Genomic DNA, 16,452 nt, shown 5'->3' on the forward strand with positions numbered 1-16,452 from the left:
CGTCGTGTTAGTCAGACATCTTGGCTGACCATATTATCAAGAGTTCCTTGCGCAGTTGCGTAAGTCATTTGAGGAGTTTGAACGTTTAGATGTTAAAGTTGTTGTCGTAGCTCCAGCAAATCGTGAGCAGATTAGAGAATTTATGAACGTACATGGTCCATTTCCGTTTGAAATCTATGGTGATCCGAAGCTAGACCTATACGAGGAGATGGGGAACCATCATATGACGACTGTGAAAAGCATGTTATCTGTAGGTGCGGATCTCTTAAAAGGTGAAGTTAAGATCAGCGACATTGTGCCTAAAGATAAGAAGGAAAGAAAGCATTTTTTAAGCGCAGTGAAAAATCAAGATGTGAACATTCAAGGAAGTTCATGGCTGTTCGATCAGGATGAAGATGTTTTATGGAAACATGTGGATGACACTCCTGAAGATCATGCGACAGTTGACGAAGTATTGAAGCAGTTGCGGAAATGATAAGGATAAAGCAGATCCAGCATGTGCTGTATCTGCTTTTTTTGTAGATGGCCTTTAAATTAAACCTTACTTACCCTGTTAGGTCTGCGGTTATCCTCAGACTTGATCCACGAACGAATGCCTCTGCCTGCATAAGGCTCGTCATTAAAGCGAGGAATGATATGAAAATGAGCGTGTGGAATGCTCTGTCCACCTACTTGATTTACGTTCCATCCCGTCGTGTAGCCATCAGGTGTAAACTCCGAGTCTAGCAAACTTTTTGCTTTTTGCATCAACTCATATGTATCGCTCCACTCTTTTTGACTTAAATCAAAAACAGTTTCTTTATGAGCTTTAGGAATGATCAATCCTGCACCTTCTAAAATGTCCTGAGCACTCGGACTTTGCAGAAAGTAACAACTTTCATTCTCTAACACTATTTTTTGGTTAGGAAAACTCATTGGGTTACAAAATAAACATGTATCCATCAGTGTGAACACCTCCAATCCTATTTTTACACATTTTTCATATTTCCCACAAATCAAACAATTCTGGGGATTCATTGACCAGATATCACACAAAATGTTATGATTACGTTAAGAAAACGTTATATAAATTAGATGAAAGATATGAGGTGTGTGCATGAAATCAGGCATGAAGGTCGGCCATAGTGCGACCATCAAAGCTACCGTTACACCCGATATGTTTGCTCAATTTGAAGGAAAGCTTGTCCATCCAGCCTATTCAACGGTTAGCATGGTCTATCATATGGAATGGGCAGCGAGACAGATCATATTGCCATATCTTGAAGAGCATGAAGAAGGAATCGGCGGTGGAGTTGCAGCCAAACATATGGCTCCGACACCAGAAGGCGCTGAGCTTACTGTAACGGCAACCTTAAGAGAAGTAAAAGGGAAAGCAGTCATATGTGATGTGACCGTCTATAACGGGAAAGCAATTGCAGGTGAAGGAGAAGTTACACAGTATATCCTGCCAAGAGAAGCAATCTCGCAAAAAATTAAAGAAATGAAGATTTAAATTTTTTTACCTAATTATGAAAGCGCTTACACTTTAAAGCAGCAAAGTGAAGAAGAAATAGAGTAACAAGAGACATACTAGGGGGATTTACACATGTTTGAAAAAATATCACAGCATGAGCAAGTTGTTTTTTGTAACGATCCATCAACAGGTCTCAAGGCGATTATCGCTATACATAACACAACATTAGGCCCAGCACTCGGCGGATGCAGAATGAGACCGTATGGATCGGTTGATGAAGCACTTGAAGACGTTCTGAGACTGTCAAAAGGTATGACATACAAATGTGCAGGTGCCGATGTTGACTTCGGTGGGGGTAAATCGGTCATTATCGGAGACCCCACGACGGATCGTACACCAGAGTTGTTTCGAGCGTTCGGACAGTTTGTAGATTCTTTAAACGGTCGCTTTTATACAGGAACGGATATGGGTACGACGCCTGATGATTTTGTGCACGCGTTAAAGGAAACGAATTGTATCGTCGGTGTACCTGAGGAATATGGCGGTAGCGGCGATTCTTCTGTTCCAACTGCACAAGGAGTTATATACGGCCTTCAAGCTACCATTCAAACGCTTGAAGGGACAGATGATCTAGCAGGGAAGTCCTACTCGATACAAGGGTTAGGAAAAGTAGGTTTTAAGGTCGCAGAGCAACTGCTCGCTGCCGGTGCACAGATCTATGTTACGGATATTAACGAAAAAGCGTTAAAGATGATTCAAGAACGAGCAGAATTGCTACCTGGAAATGTGGAAGTTGTGGAAGGAAGTGACATCTACGGGGTGGATGCTGACATCTTCATACCTTGTGCACTAGGAGGAATCATTCACGACGAGACGATCGAACAATTGAAAGTAAAAGCGATAGTAGGAAGTGCCAACAATCAGCTTTTAGAAGATAAACATGGGCTTTATCTGCAACAAAAAGGAATTCTATACGGCCCTGATTATATTGTAAACGCTGGCGGGCTCATCCAAGTAGCTGATGAGCTTTACGGACCGAACAAAGCTCGTGTATTAACAAAAACAAGAGCGATCTATGACAGCCTGATGCAGATCTATAGTGAGAGCACGAAGAACCAGATATCTACGATGGAAGCAGCAAATCTTTTCTGCGAGGAAAAACTTGCAGCTCGTTCGAAACGAAACAGCTTTTTCGCTCACAACCGAAGACCAAAATGGCAAGTTCGAAACTAAGGAGGGATTCTATCCATGGAAAAGTTATTTCCAAAGATGCAGATCATTAACGAGAACGGTGAGTGGAAAGACGAAACATACCGCGGTGAGATCACAGAGGAATTAACGAAAGAGCTTTACACGAAGATGCTTCGTTCTAGACTTTTTGATCGTAAAGGGGTAAACCTTCAGCGTCAAGGACGGATCGGTACGTACGTCCCTTTTGAAGGGCAAGAAGCGTCACAAATCGGAAGCGCAATGGCGATGGGTGAAGGCGATTGGATGTTCCCGACCTATCGTGATCATGCGGCAACGATGACATTTGGGCATTCGCTAAAAACACTTTTTCTTTATTGGAAAGGTCGCCAAGAAGGATGTATCCCTCCAGAAGGGAAGAACATCTTTCCTCCAGCCGTTCCGATCGCATCACAACTTCTTCATGCGACTGGGGCAGCTTGGGCTGAAAAGTTAAAAGGCACAGATCGTGCTTCGATCGTTTACTTTGGAGACGGGGCAACATCAGAAGGTGATTTTCACGAAGGATTAAACTTCGCGAGCGTGTTTAATGCTCCTGTTGTTTTCTTTAATCAAAATAACGGATTCGCGATTTCTGTACCGATTGAAAAACAGATGAAAAGTAAAACGATCGCTCAAAAAGCAGTAGCGTATGAAATGGAAGGCGTTCGATTAGATGGTAATGATGTATTTGCCGTCTATTTCCACACACGTACAGCAGTCGAGCGTGCAAGAAAAGGGGAAGGACCAACGTTGATTGAAGCAGTAACGTGGCGTTATGGAGCTCATACAACAGCAGATGATCCTTCGAAATATAGAAACCAAGAAGAATCTGTGAATCGTCGTGAAACGACAGATCCAATTCTTAGACTTGAGCGATTCATGAAGAACGAAAACATGTGGGATGAAAAATGGGCAGCTGACCTTCAAGAATCACTAACGCTTGAGATCGAAGCAGCAGTTAAAGAGATGGAAGAAATACAAGCGCCGCATTATAACGACATGTTCGATCATGTGTTTGCAGAAAATCCGTGGCCGATTGAAAGCCAAAAAGAAGCATACGCTCATTCAAGAGGTGATCGCTAATGACAACGCTAGTAGATACGAAAAAACTAACGATGGTTCAAGCTGTAACAGACGGTATGAGAGTGATGATGAAAGAGCACGAAAACGTAATCGTTCTTGGTGAAGATGTCGGGCAGAATGGTGGAGTGTTCCGTGCAACAGATGGGCTTGTTACTGAGTTCGGAGAGAACCGAGTAATTGATACACCACTTGCAGAGTCTGGCATCATCGGAACGTCGATCGGACTTGCGATGAACGGCTTCAAACCGATCGCAGAGATGCAATTCCTTGGATTCATCTATCCCGCCTTCAATCAAATCATGACTCATGCTTCTCGAATACGTGCGAGAACACTAGGACATTTTACAGTACCGATGGTCATTCGTGCCCCGTTTGGAGCAGGCGTGCGAGCACCTGAGATCCATTCTGATTCTGTTGAGGCATTATTTACAGGGATGCCAGGAATGAAAGTTGTCGTTCCATCTAATCCGTATGACGCAAAGGGAATGCTTGTTTCAGCGATTGAAGATCCTGATCCGGTTTTATTCCTAGAGCCGATGCGCTGTTATAGAAGTACAAAGATGGATGTACCTGAAGGAAAGTACAATGTTCCACTAGGTAAAGCCGCTCGACTTCAAGAAGGAAGCGACGTAACGATTTTTGCTTATGGCGCGATGATCGAAGTGGTTATGAAAGCTGCAAAGACTGCAGAAGAAAAAGGGATCAAGTGTGATGTGATCGACCTTCGTACTCTATATCCACTAGATAAGGAAATGATCGCTGAAAGTGTACAAAAAACGGGTCGTGCCGTCATTGTTCACGAAGCACCGGGAACAGGTGGTCTTGGAGAAACGATTATGTCGTTGATCAATGATACATCTTTCCTTTATATGAAAGCTCCGATCGAACGCGTAACAGGTTTTGATACTCCGGTTCCAATGTTTGCTCTAGAAGATCATTACTTGCCAAGCGCAGACCGTGTTGTTCAAGCAATCGAGAAAGTAACGCAATTCTAGGAGGTGAGTGTGAGTGGTAGAAGTTAAATTACATGATATCGGTGAAGGAATGCACGAAGGAGAAGTCATACACTTTTTTGTAAAAGCTGGTGACTCTGTTAAAGTCGATCAACCATTAGTAGAGGTTCAAACGGACAAAGTAACGGCCGAACTTCCTTCCCCAGCAGCCGGAACGATTAAAGACATCAAGGTAAAAGAGGGGGATGTCGTAACTGTCGGATCTGTTATCTTAACGATTGATGCTGCATCTGCGCCGTCTGCTCAAAAAGGAGAAGAAGCTCCAGAAAATAAAGATCAGCCTGTCGTTGAAAAAATCGTTAAAGCACCAAGTCACACTGCCTCATCGGGCGGCATCGCAACATTGAACAAACGTGTCTTAGCTGCTCCTTACACGAGAAAAATTGCCCGTGACAACGGTGTAGATATTGAACAGATCTTAGGCACAGGCCCAGGGGGACGAGTGACAGATCAAGACGTTTATAACTTTATTGAACAGCCATCAGAATCAGTTACAGAGGTAACTTCAGATCGTTCTGTGCAAGAAAAAGCGACTACTTCGACTCAAGTGTATTCAACAAGTGAATCCGAAGAGATTCCTTTTAAAGGACGCAGAAAGCAGATCGCGAAGAAAATGGTTCAATCTCTTGCGACGATTCCGCACGTTACCCATTTTGAAGAGATCGATGTGACAGCTGTTATGGATCTGAAGAAACAGCTGAAAGCCATGGATCCTGAAAATAAACGCGGCATGAACGTGTCCGTTGCAGCGTTTTTTGTAAAAGCGATTCAGATCGCACTGAAAGATTTTCCGATCTTCAACGCGAAGTTGGATGAAGAAAAAGAAGTCATTCGCCTCGAGAAGAACGTGAATATCGGAATCGCCACAGACTCGGATGAAGGCTTGATCGTACCGGTAATCCAAAATGTCGAACAGAGAACAATACGAGACATCGCGGTTGACATGAAAGACAAGATCACACGTGCTAAGACGAACAAACTGAAAGGTCCTGACTTAACTGGAAGTACGTTTACCATTTCAAATGTTGGTCCGCTCGGCTCGATCGCGGCCACTCCGATCATCAATCATCCTGAAGTTGCGCTTATGGCTTTTCATAAAACAAAGAAAACGCCTGTTGTGCTTGGAGATGAGATCGTGATTCGTTCTATGATGAACGTATCGATGTCGTTTGACCACCGCGTTGCAGATGGTGCAACGGCTGTCATGTTTACGAACCGGGTAAAAGAACTCATCGAGAAACCTTACTTCATGACACTGGAGCTGATATAGATGGTTGTAGGTGATTTTGCAACAAAACGACAACTCGTTATTATCGGAGGCGGACCAGGAGGATATCATGCTGCAATCCGTGCCGCTCAGCTTGGAATAGAAGTTACGCTGATCGAAAAAGAAAAGCTGGGCGGCGTTTGCCTTCATAAAGGGTGTATTCCTTCAAAGAGTCTAACGCAGTCTGCGGCTAACTTTGCCAGCCTTTCTCATTTTAAGAACATGGGGATCTCGGTTTCAGGGGCGAGTTTTGAGTATGACACGTTCACAAACTACTATTCTTCGGTTGTAGATGGACTGCAAAAGGGAGTAGAAGCCCTGATAAAAGCGAATAAGATTGAGCATCTAAAGGGTACAGCCTCTTTCATGTCCAGTGAGAGAATAGGGATCGACTCTGGCCATCATTTTGAGATGTACGAATTTGAGCACGCTCTTATCGCTACAGGAAGTTCACCATTATTGCCGAAACAGGCAACTCTATCAAAGCGAGTGATGACACCACATACGTTGTGGGAGTTGAACGAGGTTCCGAAATCTTTGTTAATCTATGGTGAAGACTATTTCGCTCTAGAGGCAGCAATGGCATTCAGACAGCTCGGTAGTGAAGTGAATATAGTCGTTCCGGCTGAAGGCTTTGGTTTAGACGCTAGTATTGAAAAAGAATTACAGCGTGTTTTAAAGAAAAATAAGATAAGAGTTTTCAAGAATCATACATGGGATAGCGCTGAGGAAACGGATGATACCATCACCGTTACGCTGAACAAAGATGGTTCTGAAAAAGTATCTGTTGAAGTTTCCCACGTACTGTATGCAGCTGGGTATTTACCGAATGTAGATGGACTTGGTCTTGATGTCATTTCGTTAGAACGAGATGAGAGTGGTTTTATTATTGTAAATGAACATAGCCAAAGTTCTGTTTCTAACATTTATGCAGCGGGTGACTGTACGATCGGGATGAAGTTAGCTTCAAAAGCGATCAAGCAAGGAAAGACGGCTGCTGAACATATGGCAGGAATGCAGTCCGCGTTCAATCTAAGTCTTGTTCCGTATGTCATTCATACCAATCCACCTATTGCTTCTGTAGGCTTGACTGAAGAACAAGCTTTAGCTGAAGGCTACGAAGTAAAGACGGGACAGTTTTCCATGAGTGGCAATGGGTTTGCTTCTATTCTTGGCCAAAAAGAAGGTCTGTCTAAGATGGTGATGAACTCAAAGAGTGATGTGGTGCTTGGCATTCACATGATGGGAGCAGGCGCTGTTGAGATGATTCAAGCAGGGACATTTGCACTTGAGATGGTTGCACGCGAAGAAGACTTGTCCTACCCCGTTTACGCGCATCCAGCTTTGAACGAAGCATGGCTTGAAGCGATCGAGAGCACGAGCGGAAAAGCGATTCATGTACCACCAGCTCGTAAAAAAGAGAAAAGTTCTGTATGAGTAATGATGATGTTAAAAAACGGTCTTATCGGCCGTTTTTTTGTTGGGGTTGAGGGTATATGGCACTTAGAATCTGTCGAGTTATGTCATCTCGCCGATATATGATCAAAACTCGCCGGATTATTGCTAAAACTCGCTGGAAAAAGTCCAAAATTTCTAGGATTAATGGCTGAATTTCTAGCATTAGGTGTGCTTATACCCCCATTGGTATCAGTGGGAACTTCTTTCGATGACCTAAAGACGTTTATTTAGGCTACAAAAGGAATCACAGCGACCAAAATTTCTAAAACTTTCACTCAAAACCTTATGAAACGTGAAAATCAATCAGAATTAACAAACAATTATCACTCACATGCCATTTTCTTTTTCGGGCTACATATATTAAAATGGCGATAAGATAACATTCGTTTTTAGCACTTATAACGGATATAAAAGAAGTGAGGAATGCTGTTTGAAGAAGTTAGTTTTAACTGGCGGTGGTTCAGCTGGACACGTAACACCGCATCTGGCGTTAATACCTAAATTGGAGAAGATGGGATGGGACTTGAATTACATCGGTTCTGTTGATGGTATAGAAAAAAGTTTGATACAAGATGGAACGAACGTCCCTTATCATGGAATTTCGAGTGGGAAACTTCGTCGTTATTTTGACTTGAAAAATATAAAAGATCCTTTTAAAGTGGCAGCTGGTGTTGCACAAGCTTATTTTAAGCTCGGGAAAATAAAGCCAGATGCTGTTTTCTCAAAAGGAGGTTTCGTGGCTGTACCTGTGGTTATCGCTGCATGGATGCGTAAGATTCCTGTTTACATCCATGAATCAGATATTACGCCAGGTTTGGCTAATAAGATTTCATCTAAATTTGCTTCTAAAATCTTTGTTACGTTTGATGAAGCGAAGAAACATTTTGCTGCAGGGCAAGCGATCGTAACGGGTTCACCGATTCGAGATGAACTGCTTCAGGGGACAAGAGAAAAGGGTTTGTCCTTCTTAGGTTTTCGAAGCCATCTACCGGTACTCACGATCATGGGCGGTAGCTTAGGTGCGCGTAAAATCAATGAAGCGCTTCGTGAAGCACTGCCTGAATTGTTACGTTCTTATCAGATCGTTCACATCTGTGGAAAAGGCAATTTAGACGAAAGTTTAATAAATACAGAAGGCTACAGACAGTTCGAGTATATTCAAAGTGAACTTCCAGATGTGGTTGCAGCAACGGACTTTGTCATTTCTCGTGCTGGATCGAATAGTATCTTTGAGTGGCTGACGCTTAAGATTCCGATGCTGCTTATCCCGCTTTCAAGAGCCGCGAGCAGGGGGGATCAGATCCTTAATGCGCAATCCTTTGAAAAACAAGGTTATTGCCACGTTCTATATGAAGAAGAACTAACAAAAGTAACGTTGATTACTTCTCTAAAAGATCTGAAAGCAGATCAAGACCAGATGAAGAAAAACATGGACACATTTAAAGCTTCTGATAGTGTAGACCTTATTCTGCGCACGATCACAGGACAGAAGTAATGATAAGGGGTCTGTCCCGGGGACAGACCCCTTACCATTTAATCAACATCACATCTTACAAAAACGGAGATGAAAAAGAGATGATGCCAAGCCCTGCCTTACATAGAGAAGAAACTCCTGCAGACTGGAAGAAAGGTGTTCAAGCTGGACTGCCGATCGCGATTGGCTATATGCCTGTTGCATTTACATTTGGTCTGCTAGCTAAAGCGGCAGAGTTAAGTCTTTTTGAAGCGATTGGGATGAGTGTTATCGTGTTTGCAGGTGCCTCACAATATATCGCCTTATCGATGATTGTGGCAATGAGTGGTGCCGCAGAATTGATTCTGACTACTTTTATCATGAACATTAGGCATCTTCTCATGAGTGCTTCTCTCAAAGAACGTGCAGAAGATGATCCTAAGTGGTTACGAGCGATCTACGCTTTTTTCATTACGGATGAGACTTTTTCTGTGGCTGCGACCTCACCCGAAAAAAAGATCACGGGAAGCTACTTGCTTGGTTTAGGAGTTGTTGCATACAGCTGCTGGGTGATCTTTTCAGGCGTGGGTTATCTGATGGGAGCAGGACTTCCGCAATCACTTCAAGATAGTATGGGAATCGCGCTATATGCGATGTTTATTGCACTGCTCGTCCCTGCTGCAAAAAAAAGCAAGAAGGTAATCGCTCTTGCCACAAGTGCAGGAGTATTAAATTCAATATTCTCTTTGGTCCCAACCTTAAAAGGCGGCTGGGGAATCATTCTATCCACTTTAATCGCGGCAGTTACGATCGAGTTTTTTATGAGGGGGGATGAGAGAGATGAGTGATCATTTAATATGGGTCATTGTTGGGATGGGAATCGTAACCTATATTCCTAGGATGTTGCCGCTCGTTCTCTTTCATACGAATCATCTCCATCCAAGGATACAAGGGATCTTGAAGAACGTTCCTTTTGCTATATTAGGAGCACTCATCTTTCCGGGTGTGTTAACCATTAATCCGGAAAATTATCTATATGGGGGAATTGGTGCAGCAGCAGCATTCATCGCAGCTTGGTTGAACTTAAATGTGATTGTAGTGGTGCTATCTTCTATCTTTGTTTTGTATGGTTATACGCTTCTGTAGGATATTGTCATAATTTACTTTGTAAATAATACACCTTATGAATTGATTTGTTGAAAAGGTGGGCGTATAATCACAATTAAAAGGAGGAGATACAAGATGCCTCATTTAGTTCGTTTTGTACTAATTGGTTTGTTTTCCGTTTCAGCTTTATCTGTACTCTCTTTTCAAGCCGTTGAGATTTTTCATGCTGTAACTGACGTTGTTCAATCTTTTATCTATAAAGATTAATAATTTGTAAAATCGGAGAGCTATCTATAGCTCTTTTTTTTGTTACCTGATAAGCTTCAAATAATGATTAACAAGCTTTCAATTATGGGTACACTTACTAATGGACTAAGCAATAAAGGATGATTTAGATGAAATTAATCGCAATTGATATGGATGGGACTTTAGTTAATCGACAGTTAAAAGTCACAAAAGAAAATAGTGAGACCATCAAAGATGCTGTAAACGATGGCCATCATGTTGTCATCGCTACAGGTCGATCTTATGATGAAGCCAAACATACGCTAGAAGATGCTGACCTTCATCTTCCGCTTATTTGCGTGAATGGTGCAGAGATAAGATCAGAAGGATGGGAGATTCTTTCTTCAACACCTTTAACGTTTCAGCAATACGAAGATATTAAAAAAATACTGGACGAAGAAGATATTTATTATGAGCTCTACACGAGCAAAGGAACGTTTACAGACAATCGTGAAAAAGCATACGAAGTAATGAAAGATATCGTATTAACTTCCAATCCAGAAGCAACAGATGACGATGTACAAAAAGCGGCTCTTCGTCGTTTTCGCCTAGGATTAGTAAGCGTTGTAGGCGATTTTGACAAACTTCTAAGTGAGAAAGGAATCGAAGTTTATAAATTTCTTGCTTTTTCTAGTGATACTGAAAAGCTCAAACGTGCCTTTCAACATTTAAAAGGTGTTGAATCTCTAGCGGTCAGTGCTTCTGCTGATAACAACTTAGAGATCACGAACAGTGAAGCACAAAAAGGGGTAGCGGTTCAGCGATATGCTGAACTGAAAGGAATCTCTTTACAAGATACGATGGCAATTGGTGATAACTACAACGATATTTCCATGTTAGAAGTGGCTGGTTTTCCTGTAGCGATGGGAAATGCAGTGGATGAGGTAAAAGAGATGGCCGCATTTGTTACAAAAGAGAACGACGAGAGCGGTGTCTCGTTTGCGATCAAAAAATTCTTAGAACAAAAATAAGCACTTACAAAAGCTGGTTCGAACATTTCGGACTAGCTTTTTTTGTATACATAAACTTCACATGTGATTTACATAAATGCAAAAGCAGGTTCACATTCCCTTGTTACAGTGACAAAGTAGTTCACTTACAACAAAGGGAGAGTGCAACAGGATGAAGAAATTATTAAAAACGGGTATAGGAGCTTTAGCACTAAGTCTTACATTGATGGGGGCTGATAGTTCAGTGGTTGATGCAAAAGAAAAACATAAAGACATCTTAAATGTTGCGCATCGAGGAGCTTCTGGTTATGCGCCAGAACACACGATCACTTCTTATAAGATGGGTGAAAAAATGCATGGAGATTACATTGAAGTCGATCTTCAGATGACAAAAGATGGCGAGTTGATCGCTATGCACGACGAGACCCTAGACCGTACAACGAATGGAACAGGGCAAGTAAAAGATTATACACTGGAAGAGATCAAACAGCTTGATGCAGGAAGCTGGTTTAATGAGAAATATCCAGAACGTGCACAAGCTGATTATGAAGGTCTTCAAGTACCAACATTGAAAGAAGTATTCGAGACATTTGGTAAGAATGCGAACTATTATATTGAAACAAAATCACCTGAAGTTTATCCGGGAATGGAACAAAAGCTTCTTGATGAAGTAAATGAATATGGAATTAATAAAGATAAGCTGTTGGTTCAATCGTTCAGCTCTGAAAGTCTTTTAAAGATGAATGAGCTCGATCCGTCCGTGAAACTTGTTCAGCTTTTAGAGTATACAACTCCTGCTGAGTTAACGGATAGAGAAGTGCAAACCATCAAAGAATATGCGATGGGAATCGGGCCGAACAGCGATATGATCGACCGCGAGTATGTACAAAAAGCGGTGCAGAACGGTCTTGAAATCCATCCGTATACGGTAAACGAAAAAGAAGAGATGCAGAAACTGATCGACTGGGGTGTTACAGGTATTTTCACCAACTTCCCAGATCTGCTTCATGAAGTAAAAAAAGGGAAATAAGTAAGAAAAGCAGCTGACATGAGTCTCAGCTGCTTTTTTCTTTTTTTACAAAAAATACTTCGCCATCATCTTGCAGCTGTGCAAAAAAGACTTCTTTAACATCTTGATAGCCTGCACTCCTTAATTGCTGATCCAACCATTCGTCTGACAAGTTATACTCCTTAAATGGCTGATCCATTTTTTCTCCGTTCGAGATCAACATGGTTGGTAAATATTGAGGTGCTTCTGGGGGAAGGTTTAAATCTTCTTTTGTGACAGAATCTTTGAGTGGTTTCTTTAATACACTGAGTTGTCCATTCGGCTCCATGACCGCATATTCTACTTCTGTAATATCAAATACAGCACCGATCCTGAGCAGCATTAAAAGGTCATCCATCGACATCTGCATCCGCTTAAGCTCTTTTTGCATGATCTGTCCCTTTTTTATAACGATCGTCGGTTGGCTCTTCGTTAGTTTTGTGAGCAGGGGAGAGTGGCGATTAAGAAATTCTATGCCAAACACGGCCAGTGCCCAGAAGGTCAGAGAAGCCAAGCTCTCCCAAACCGTTATCTCTTTATGAACGACCATGTCTCCGATGATATTACCCATTGCGATACCTGTTGCATAATTAAAAAAAGTCAGTTCACCAAGTTGTTTTTTTCCGAGCAACCTCATGAGCAACAACAAAAAGGCAAAGCCTAGAACCGTTCTATAGATCGTGATTAAGATTCCATCCATCGTCATCCCTCATTTACATTTGCTGTTATCAGGATGCCCAAACAAAAATAAGGCAAACAAAAAAGAGCGAACCTGTTGTCCGCTCTTCTCTTTATTTTCCGAACTGCATACGGAGATGAATCAATTTTTTTAACATGAAGAATGCTAATACGCCACCTATTGTTGCAGATAGGTAATAGCCGATAAGCGATCTAGAATCATAGTCACCAAATATACCTCCACCTAACATTCCGAACGTTAGAGCAAAGCACAATATAACGCCAAAGGTAAAGAATCCTCTTCCTTTTTCAAAAACAAGTAACCTACCATTATTCTCGTTCTTTGTTCTGTGAAAGAGTAGGGTTCCAAAAACTACGGATAGTATCGTATAAGCAAGTGGAATGAGTAACATGACATATGGTATATGTGAGATATCAGTAATAGAATTTTCCGAAAGATCTACATAATATTGAAAATCAATAATAGGTATAGGCAGTGTGAAACTATTGATTAGATCGCTAAATACTTGAGTGGCATGCACACCACGATTAATAGAAATTCCATGGTACTCTAAAAATGACACTATTAGAGATAAAAAACCAAGCGGGAAAAGTAGAAAGATACCACTCAAAACCAATTGAGAAATTAAACTTCCTGCAATCGTACCAATAAATAAACTAAAAGAAAAAATAGCGATAGAGAACGGAATAACAATGATCATGAAATCAAAAAGAAATGTGGCATCTGTTACTTCTGAAAGAATCGTAAACTTTACAATCAACATGCATAAAAGCAAGTTTAATAGAAGACCCGTTGTAATATGACTAACGCCAAAGATCCATTTTGAGAGAAAGATATCCTTCCGTTTAAAAGGAAGTGAGAAAGTTAAATCAGTCGCATGAGCCGTTCGTTCACTTCCTACTAATAAGGCAGCCAACCCAACGATCAAAAATAAGAAAAATACGATATCTGCACCAGAAAAATGAAAGTTCAAGTAATAGTTTTCAGGTGCATCGGTATATGGATTATTTTTTTCTGTTAACATACTTTGGGCTTTTCCAAAGAATGAGTAAGGTAAAAACAAGAATAAGGCGATATAGATTCCCCACACGGCAGGGCTTCCAAGTTTTTGGTTTCTCATCCACAATGCTTTATGAAACATGGGATTCACCTCCAAGTGATGAAATGAAAATATCTTCGAGTGTCATAGGTAGCTCTTCTAGTAATAATGGGTTCTCCTGATTCAGCTTCTCAAGTGTCACACCAATGTTTCCTTTAATGATCAATGTATAGACCCGTCCGGTCTGATTTAAAATGTTCACATTACTTAGTTGCGCGATCTTCTCAGGCAGCGAATGTTTGTATACAACCTGTACTTTACGGAACGATGATTTGGCATCCTCGATAGAGGTTGTAGAGTCAATTCGTCCTTCTTTGATCATGATGAGCACGTCTGCCATCTTCTCGACTTCCTCTAGATGATGAGTAGAGATGAGAACACATAACTGTCGTTCGCTCACTTCCTCAATGATAAATTGTAAAATATTTCTCTTCACGATCGGATCAAGTCCGTTTGTAGGTTCATCTAAAATAATGAGATCCGATTTCGTTGAAAAAGAAAGAATCATTAAGAAAAGAGCCTTCATTCCTTTAGAGTATGTTCTGATCTTTTTATTCTTAGGAAGTTTAAACCGATCCAGAAGAGAGTAGAAGTACACAACATCAAAATCTTCATAGATCGCATCATAAAGCTTTACGATCTCTTTAACGCTATAGCTCTTTAACATCTCAGTCGAGTCAGGCACATACGTAATTTTTTGCTTAACCAAAGGATCTTGATGAATATCTGTATCATTAAATAACACTTGGCCTTCATCAGGGTCTAAAATACCAGCGATTACGCGGAGCAACGTGGACTTTCCGACACCGTTTCTTCCGACCAAACCCGCAATCATACCTGGTTCCAGTGTGATGTTCACATGGTCTAATACTTGAGATCCTTCAATTGTTTTACTGATATTATTCACTCTCAGCATGACTGTTCTTACCCCCAAGCTCTTCTGAATAGTTATTCAACCATATTGATATGGTTTGGTGATCGATACCAAGATAGGAAGCTTCAATAATAAGCTTTTTCAGCTGTTGTTTAAGTTCCGTAATCTTCTGATCATCTGCTTTTGGAATGATAGAAGCGGACACGAACGTTCCTTTTCCTCTTAGGGTTTCGATGATTCCTTGCCGCTCTAATTCTTGATAGGCTTTACTCACTGTATTTGGATTGATCAGCAAGGTCGCTGATAGCTCACGTACCGAAGGCAATTTGTCCTCTGGCAACAGAATTTCCTTCAAGATCAGTTCCTTGATCTGATGAACAACTTGTTCCCATATCGGTGTATTGCTTCGGGGATCTAAATTCAATATCATGTTATCCCACCTTTATATACTATATGTGTGTATTACTATGTATAGTACACTTATAACATACAAGATTAGTAAATTTATGTCAATGTACTTTTCTTTACTTTGTTTGAGTAGGATAACTACAATAAAAGTAGGAGGGATGAAACGTGAAATCGATTATTGATGATGCGAAGTTACTTATTTTTGATTTGGACGGAACGCTATATGAAGATACTGACCACTTTGATTATTACTGCCGCTTGTTACAAAAAAGAGTGTCTGATGAGAAACAGCAAGCTTTTTGGAATACATATGAAAGTATGAAGAAAGGAACACATCCCGTGGCTATCGGTAAAGTGTACGACATTAAGAATGATGCAAGTGTTACAGTTGATCCGATGTCCCTGCAAGTAACAAAAGTAATAGACTTTGATGGAGAAGAGTGGTCACAAGATAGAGTAAGAGCAGAATTCTCGGGTGAACTTGTTTATGATTTTGAACGATTGATCGCAATCGGTGATGGATGGTGGCTACCATATGCTACAGCTATGCATTTCGGTGTGAAGCAAGCGGATACGTGGGAATGCTACAACGCTACAAAAGAGTATATGGTTACCGATCAGTTTCAGCTAACAAAAACACCAGGTCTTAAACAGGCTTTACAACGTTTTAAGGAGAAGAAAAAGGTGGTCCTTTTAACGAACAGTGAAAGAGAAGACGTAAAACGATTATTACATGAGTTGGAGCTCCGTGATCTGTTTGACTCTCTTTATACCGAGAGTGAAAAGCCGTTAAAAACAAAAGAAAAACTACAAACAATATTGAATGAATATAGAATCAAGCCTCATGAAGCAGTTTCGATTGGTGATAATTTTATAAATGAAATCGCACCGGCACTTCTTATGGGATTAAGAGCTGTATACATCCAACCTAATTCTGTAGAAGTAGAGCATGAAAACCTTCATGTCGTTTCCACACTTGCAAATGCACTTTAGGATTTTACAAAGTATTTTATGAAAGCTTGTT

19 protein-coding genes are annotated in these 16,452 nt (G+C 41.1%); 14 read left to right on the plus strand and 5 right to left on the minus strand.

The window, feature by feature from the left end; translation table 11 throughout:
* Nucleotides 1-55 precede the first annotated feature (55 nt).
* Nucleotides 56-475 (plus strand): AhpC/TSA family protein, encoded by a 420-nt coding sequence (locus ACFS5O_RS01435; RefSeq protein WP_205724656.1) that lies wholly within the window; start codon nt 56-58, stop codon nt 473-475.
* A gap of 59 nt (nt 476-534) precedes the next feature.
* On the opposite strand, the gene ACFS5O_RS01440 is transcribed toward ACFS5O_RS01435, so the two are convergent.
* Entirely contained in the window at nt 535-942 is a 408-nt protein-coding gene (locus tag ACFS5O_RS01440) for an HIT family protein (protein ID WP_205724657.1), read from the minus strand.
* A 154-nt stretch (nt 943-1,096) separates the two neighbouring features.
* Between ACFS5O_RS01440 and ACFS5O_RS01445 the strand changes: the two genes are divergently transcribed.
* The 12 genes from ACFS5O_RS01445 (at nt 1,097) to ACFS5O_RS01500 (ending at nt 12,329) form a co-directional block, all read left to right on the plus strand.
* Nucleotides 1,097-1,492 (plus strand): thioesterase family protein, encoded by a 396-nt coding sequence (locus ACFS5O_RS01445; protein WP_205724658.1) that lies wholly within the window; start codon nt 1,097-1,099, stop codon nt 1,490-1,492.
* 93 nt (nt 1,493-1,585) lie between these two features.
* Entirely contained in the window at nt 1,586-2,686 is a 1,101-nt protein-coding gene (locus ACFS5O_RS01450; RefSeq protein WP_205724659.1) for a Leu/Phe/Val dehydrogenase, read from the plus strand.
* 15 nt (nt 2,687-2,701) lie between these two features.
* Nucleotides 2,702-3,766, plus strand: a complete 1,065-nt coding sequence (gene pdhA, locus ACFS5O_RS01455; protein WP_205724660.1) for a pyruvate dehydrogenase (acetyl-transferring) E1 component subunit alpha — start codon at nt 2,702-2,704, stop codon at nt 3,764-3,766.
* Complete coding sequence (locus ACFS5O_RS01460; protein WP_205724661.1) at nt 3,766-4,761, plus strand: alpha-ketoacid dehydrogenase subunit beta; 996 nt, start codon at nt 3,766-3,768, stop codon at nt 4,759-4,761. Before pdhA ends, ACFS5O_RS01460 begins: the two co-directional genes overlap by 1 nt.
* A 13-nt stretch (nt 4,762-4,774) precedes the next feature.
* The gene (locus ACFS5O_RS01465; RefSeq protein ID WP_205724662.1) at nt 4,775-6,049 is read left to right on the plus strand and encodes a dihydrolipoamide acetyltransferase family protein; all 1,275 of its coding nucleotides are present in this window, start codon (nt 4,775-4,777) and stop codon (nt 6,047-6,049) included.
* Nucleotides 6,050-7,483, plus strand: coding sequence for a dihydrolipoyl dehydrogenase (gene lpdA, locus ACFS5O_RS01470; RefSeq protein ID WP_205724663.1), 1,434 nt, complete (start codon nt 6,050-6,052; stop codon nt 7,481-7,483). It begins immediately after the preceding gene.
* 451 nt (nt 7,484-7,934) lie between these two features.
* Nucleotides 7,935-8,999 carry an undecaprenyldiphospho-muramoylpentapeptide beta-N-acetylglucosaminyltransferase gene (locus ACFS5O_RS01475; RefSeq protein ID WP_205724664.1) on the plus strand — a complete coding sequence of 355 codons (1,065 nt, stop codon included), beginning with the start codon at nt 7,935-7,937 and terminating at the stop codon, nt 8,997-8,999.
* An 83-nt stretch (nt 9,000-9,082) separates the two neighbouring features.
* On the plus strand, nt 9,083-9,805 hold the full coding sequence (locus tag ACFS5O_RS01480) for an AzlC family ABC transporter permease (protein WP_205724765.1): 723 nt from the start codon (nt 9,083-9,085) through the stop codon (nt 9,803-9,805).
* Complete coding sequence (locus tag ACFS5O_RS01485; protein ID WP_205724665.1) at nt 9,798-10,103, plus strand: AzlD domain-containing protein; 306 nt, start codon at nt 9,798-9,800, stop codon at nt 10,101-10,103. Before ACFS5O_RS01480 ends, ACFS5O_RS01485 begins: the two co-directional genes overlap by 8 nt.
* Nucleotides 10,104-10,199: 96 nt before the next feature.
* Complete coding sequence (locus ACFS5O_RS01490; RefSeq protein ID WP_255520061.1) at nt 10,200-10,331, plus strand: hypothetical protein; 132 nt, start codon at nt 10,200-10,202, stop codon at nt 10,329-10,331.
* A 128-nt stretch (nt 10,332-10,459) separates the two neighbouring features.
* Nucleotides 10,460-11,320: a Cof-type HAD-IIB family hydrolase gene (locus ACFS5O_RS01495; RefSeq protein ID WP_205724666.1), complete on the plus strand. Its 861-nt coding sequence runs from the start codon at nt 10,460-10,462 to the stop codon at nt 11,318-11,320.
* A 205-nt stretch (nt 11,321-11,525) separates the two neighbouring features.
* A complete protein-coding gene (locus ACFS5O_RS01500; RefSeq protein ID WP_318300090.1) occupies nt 11,526-12,329 on the plus strand; it encodes a glycerophosphodiester phosphodiesterase in 804 nt (267 codons plus the stop codon).
* A 25-nt stretch (nt 12,330-12,354) separates the two neighbouring features.
* Here the strand turns inward: ACFS5O_RS01500 and ACFS5O_RS01505 are convergent, their stop codons facing one another.
* The 4 genes from ACFS5O_RS01505 to ACFS5O_RS01520 all read right to left on the minus strand — a co-directional run bounded on the left by ACFS5O_RS01505 (nt 12,355) and on the right by ACFS5O_RS01520 (nt 15,450).
* Nucleotides 12,355-13,047, minus strand: a complete 693-nt coding sequence (locus ACFS5O_RS01505) for a YetF domain-containing protein (RefSeq protein WP_205724668.1) — start codon at nt 13,045-13,047, stop codon at nt 12,355-12,357.
* Between the two features lie 91 nt (nt 13,048-13,138).
* Complete coding sequence (locus ACFS5O_RS01510; protein WP_205724669.1) at nt 13,139-14,188, minus strand: hypothetical protein; 1,050 nt, start codon at nt 14,186-14,188, stop codon at nt 13,139-13,141.
* The gene (locus ACFS5O_RS01515) at nt 14,178-15,062 is read right to left on the minus strand and encodes an ABC transporter ATP-binding protein (protein WP_205724670.1); all 885 of its coding nucleotides are present in this window, start codon (nt 15,060-15,062) and stop codon (nt 14,178-14,180) included. Before ACFS5O_RS01515 ends, ACFS5O_RS01510 begins: the two co-directional genes overlap by 11 nt.
* Complete coding sequence (locus tag ACFS5O_RS01520) at nt 15,046-15,450, minus strand: GntR family transcriptional regulator (protein ID WP_205724671.1); 405 nt, start codon at nt 15,448-15,450, stop codon at nt 15,046-15,048. The genes ACFS5O_RS01515 and ACFS5O_RS01520 overlap by 17 nt, the downstream gene beginning before the upstream one ends.
* A 143-nt stretch (nt 15,451-15,593) precedes the next feature.
* On the opposite strand from ACFS5O_RS01520, the gene ACFS5O_RS01525 reads away from it, so the two are divergent.
* On the plus strand, nt 15,594-16,421 hold the full coding sequence (locus ACFS5O_RS01525; protein WP_205724672.1) for an HAD family hydrolase: 828 nt from the start codon (nt 15,594-15,596) through the stop codon (nt 16,419-16,421).
* Nucleotides 16,422-16,452: the final 31 nt, after the last annotated feature.

This window comes from Fictibacillus nanhaiensis (assembly GCF_042686385.1).
In the GTDB taxonomy this organism is placed as follows: Bacteria; Bacillota; Bacilli; order Bacillales; family Fictibacillaceae; genus Fictibacillus; species Fictibacillus nanhaiensis.